Below are 3,918 nucleotides of genomic sequence, written 5' to 3'. Positions count from 1 at the left end.
CCGGCCCGCCCGAGGTGGCGGGCCGGGTGCGCGGCGCGGTGCTGCTGGCCGGGCGCTCGCTGCGGCTGCTGCGGGCGCCCCGGCCGGACTGAGCGGGGCGCGGGGCCGGCGGAGCGCTCCCGGCGGCCCCGGGCGCACCGCCGCACCCGAACGGCGCAACGCCCCGTGCACCCCTCGCGCACCTCCCGCGCCGCCCGCACCGGGCCCGCCCGGCCGGAAGTCGCCGTAAGGTCCGTAAAACCTGGTGAGAAATGACGGGGCAGCGGCTTACCCTCTGGCCGATGTCCACGAACCAGCCCCCCGCCGTCCGGCGCCGGTCCACGGTGCGCTCCCTGCTGCGCCTGTGGCCCTACGCCAGGACCGCCCGCTGGCGGATCGCCGGCTCCACCGCCGCCGCGCTGCTCGCCTCGACCAGCGTGCTGGCGGTCCCGGTCGTGCTGCGCCGGATCGTCGACGGGCCGATCGCCCGGCACGACCTCGCCGCGCTCTGGCCGCTGGTCGGCGTGCTCCTGGTGCTCGGACTCGCCGAGGCCGGGCTGTTCTGCATCCGCCGGGTGATCGTGGCCCGGCCGCTGGCGCGGGTCGAGACGGCGATGCGCGGCGACCTCTACGCCAAGCTGCAGCGGCTGCCGGTGGCCTTCCACGACCGCTGGGCCTCCGGGCAGCTGCTCTCCCGGGCGACCTCCGACATGTTCACCATGCGGCTCTTCCTGGCCTTCCCGCTGGTCTTCCTGATCGTCAACTCGACGGTCTTCCTGATCGGCACCGGGCTGATGGTGGCCCTGGACTGGCGGCTCGCGCTGATCACCCTGCTGCCGTTCGCCCCGCTGGTGTGGCTGACCCACCACTTCGAGCAGCGGTACTCCGCCGCCGCCCGCACCGCCCAGGACCAGAACGGCGACCTCGCCACCGTGGTCGAGGAGTCGGTGCTCGGCATCCGCATCCTCAAGGCGTTCGGCCGGCACCGCACCATGGCGCAGCGGTTCGCCGCCCAGGCGCGCGAGCTGCGCGGGACGGAACTGCACAAGGCGCGGATGCTCTCCGACCTGTGGGCGGTCATCGTCGGCCTGCCCGAGCTCGCGCTCGGCTGCGCCCTGGCGCTGGGCGCCGTCCGGGTCGCCGACGGCCACATGTCGGTCGGCACCCTGGTCGCCTTCCTCTCCACCGCCCTCGCGCTGCGCTGGCCGGTCGAGTCGCTGGGCTGGCTGATCGCGTACGCCAACGAGGCCGCCACCGCCACCGACCGGTTCTTCGAGGTGCTGGACGAGCCGGAGCCCGCCGACACCCCGGCCGCGGCACCCGGCACCGGCCGCGACGAGGGCATCCGGCTGACCGGCGTGCACTTCCGCTACCCCGACGCCCCGGACGGCGACCCGGACCTGCTGCGCGGCGTCGACCTGCACGTCCGGCGGGGCGAGACGATGGCCCTGGTCGGGGCGACCGGCAGCGGCAAGACCACCCTCACGGCGCTGCTGCCCAGGCTGTACGAGACCACCGCGGGCACCATCACCCTGGACGGCACCGACATCCGCGACCTGCCGCGGCCGCGGCTGCGCGAGCTGGTCTCGGTCGCCTTCGAGGAGCCCACCCTGTTCTCCGCCTCGGTGCGCGAGAACGTCCTGATGGGCGCCCCCGACGCGGGCGACGACCGGCTCGCCGCCGCGCTCGCCACCGCCCAGGCGGACTTCGTCGGCCGGCTGCCGGCCGGCACCGCCACCCAGGTCGGCGAGCAGGGCCTGAGCCTGTCCGGCGGCCAGCGCCAGCGCCTGGCGCTGGCCCGGGCCGTGGTCGGCGACCCGCCCTTCCTGGTGCTCGACGACCCGCTCTCCGCGCTGGACGTGCACACCGAGGCACTGGTCGAGCAGGCGCTGCGGCGGGTGCTGGCGGGCACCACCGCGCTGGTGGTCGCCCACCGGCCGAGCACCGTGCTGCTGGCCGACCGGGTCGCGGTGCTGGACGGCGGCCGGATCACCGCCGTCGGCACCCACCAGGAACTCCTGGCTGCCTCGGCGGTCTACCGCGAGCTGATGACGGGCGAGGCCGCCCCCGTACCCGAAGGGAGCAGCGTCCGATGAGCACCGCCGTCGACGTCGCCGAGGACCTGGAGGAGCTGCCGCCGGCGGCCGAGGACGAGGACATCCCCGTCCCCGAGGGCGCCGCCCGGCAGCTGCTGCGGGAGCTGCTCGGCCCGCACCGCGGACGGATCGCCCGCGCGATGGCGCTGATCGCCGTCCAGCAGGCGGCGCTGCAGTCCGGGCCGCTGCTGGTGGCCGTGGCGATCGACCGGGGCATCCCGGCGCTGCGGGCGCACGACGCCGGGCCGCTGATCGCGGTGATCGCCGCGTACCTGGGCTGCGCGGTGGTGGCCACCGGGCTGCAGCGGGCGTTCATCCGGGCCAGCGCCCGGATCAACCAGGACGTGCTGCTGGAGCTGCGCGGCCGGATCTTCCGGCACGCCCAGCGGCTCGGACTGGACTTCCACGAGCGGTACACCTCGGGCCGGATCATCTCGCGCGCCACCAGCGACGTGGACGCGCTGCGCGAGCTGCTCGCCGAGGGGCTCCAGGAGCTGCTCGCGGTGGTGCTGTCGGTGGCGTACGTGTCGGTGGTGCTGGTGGTGATGGACTGGCGGCTCGGCCTGCTGTCGCTGCTGTCGTTCCTGCCGATGTACCTGACGGTGCGCTCGTTCCGGCGCCGCTCGCAGCGGGTCTACCGGCGCTCGCGGACGGCGGTGGCGTCGGTGATCGTCCGGTTCACCGAGACCATGAACGGCATCCGGCCGGTGCAGGCGTTCCGCCGCGAGCAGGCCAACGAGGCCGCGTTCGACACCGTGAACCGGCAGTACGCCGCGGCGACCGCGGACGGCCTGCTGGAGATGGCCCGCTACGTCGGCACCTCGCGGGCGGTGGCCAACGTGTGGATCACCGGCGTGGTGCTGACCGGTGCGGTGTTCGCCGGCGACGGCTCGCTGGAGCTGGGCGTGCTGACCGCCTTCGTGCTGTACCTGCGCCGGCTGTACGAGCCGATCGACCAGCTGGCGATGTTCCTGAACAGCTACCAGTCGGCGGCGGCCGCGCTGGAGAAGATCGCCGGGCTGCTGGCGCACGAGCCGTCGGTGGCGGAGCCGGCCGCGCCTGCCGCACTGCCGGCCACCGGGGCCGCCGGGCGGACGGTGACCTTCGAGCGGACGGGATTCGCCTACCGGACGGGCCGCACCGTGCTGCCGGTGTTCGACCTGGAGCTGGCGGCCGGGCGGACCACGGCGGTGGTCGGCGCGACCGGCGCGGGCAAGTCGACCCTGGCCAAGCTGCTGGCCCGGTTCTACGACCCGAGCGAGGGCCGGATCGCGCTGGACGGCGTGGACCTGCGCGACCTCGCCACCGCGGACCTGCGGCGGAACGTGGTGATGGTGACCCAGGAGTCCTTCCTGTTCTCCGGCACGGTCGCCGAGAACATCGCGATCGGCCGGCCGGGGGCGAGCCGGGCCGAGGTGGAGCAGGCGGCCCGGGACATCGGCGCGTACGACTTCGTCGCCGCGCTGCCGGACGGCTTCGACACCGACGTGCGCAAGCGCGGCGGCCGGATCTCGGCCGGGCAGCGGCAGCTGGTGGCCTTCGCCCGGGCGCTGCTGGCCGACCCGGCGGTGCTGATCCTGGACGAGGCGACCAGCTCGCTGGACGTGCCGGGCGAGCAGGCGGTGCAGCGGGCGATGCGCACGGTGCTGGCCGGGCGCACCGCGGTGGTGATCGCGCACCGGCTCTCCACGGTGGAGATCGCCGACCGGGTGCTGGTGATGGACGGGGGCCGGATCGTCGAGGACGGCGCGCCCGCGGAGCTGATCGGCGGCAGCGGCCGGTTCGCCGGGCTGCACGCGGCCTGGCGCGACAGCCTGGTCTGACCTCCGGGCCGGTCCGGTCC

Annotated in this window: 2 protein-coding genes; both read left to right on the top strand. The window is 75.3% G+C overall.

The window, feature by feature from the left end; genetic code table 11:
• The first annotated feature begins 281 nt into the window (after positions 1 to 281).
• Complete coding sequence (locus tag ACFV0G_RS36745) at positions 282 to 2,075, top strand: ABC transporter ATP-binding protein (RefSeq protein WP_380557326.1); 1,794 nt, start codon at positions 282 to 284, stop codon at positions 2,073 to 2,075.
• The gene (locus ACFV0G_RS36740; protein ID WP_380557324.1) at positions 2,072 to 3,898 is read left to right on the top strand and encodes an ABC transporter ATP-binding protein; all 1,827 of its coding nucleotides are present in this window, start codon (positions 2,072 to 2,074) and stop codon (positions 3,896 to 3,898) included. The genes ACFV0G_RS36745 and ACFV0G_RS36740 overlap by 4 nt, the downstream gene beginning before the upstream one ends.
• Positions 3,899 to 3,918 lie beyond the last annotated feature (20 nt).

It is taken from the genome of Kitasatospora sp. NPDC059571, from assembly GCF_042735675.1.
Lineage (GTDB): Bacteria > Actinomycetota > Actinomycetes > Streptomycetales > Streptomycetaceae > Kitasatospora.
Note: the sequence above shows the minus strand (reverse complement) of the source record. Positions and strands in the feature narration are given on the sequence as shown.

Coding starts and splice junctions, on each gene's coding strand:
- ACFV0G_RS36745 (WP_380557326.1), top strand. CDS start 282: ATGTCCACGAACCAGCCCCCCGCCGTCCGGCGCCGGTCCACGGTGCGC.
- ACFV0G_RS36740 (WP_380557324.1), top strand. CDS start 2,072: ATGAGCACCGCCGTCGACGTCGCCGAGGACCTGGAGGAGCTGCCGCCG.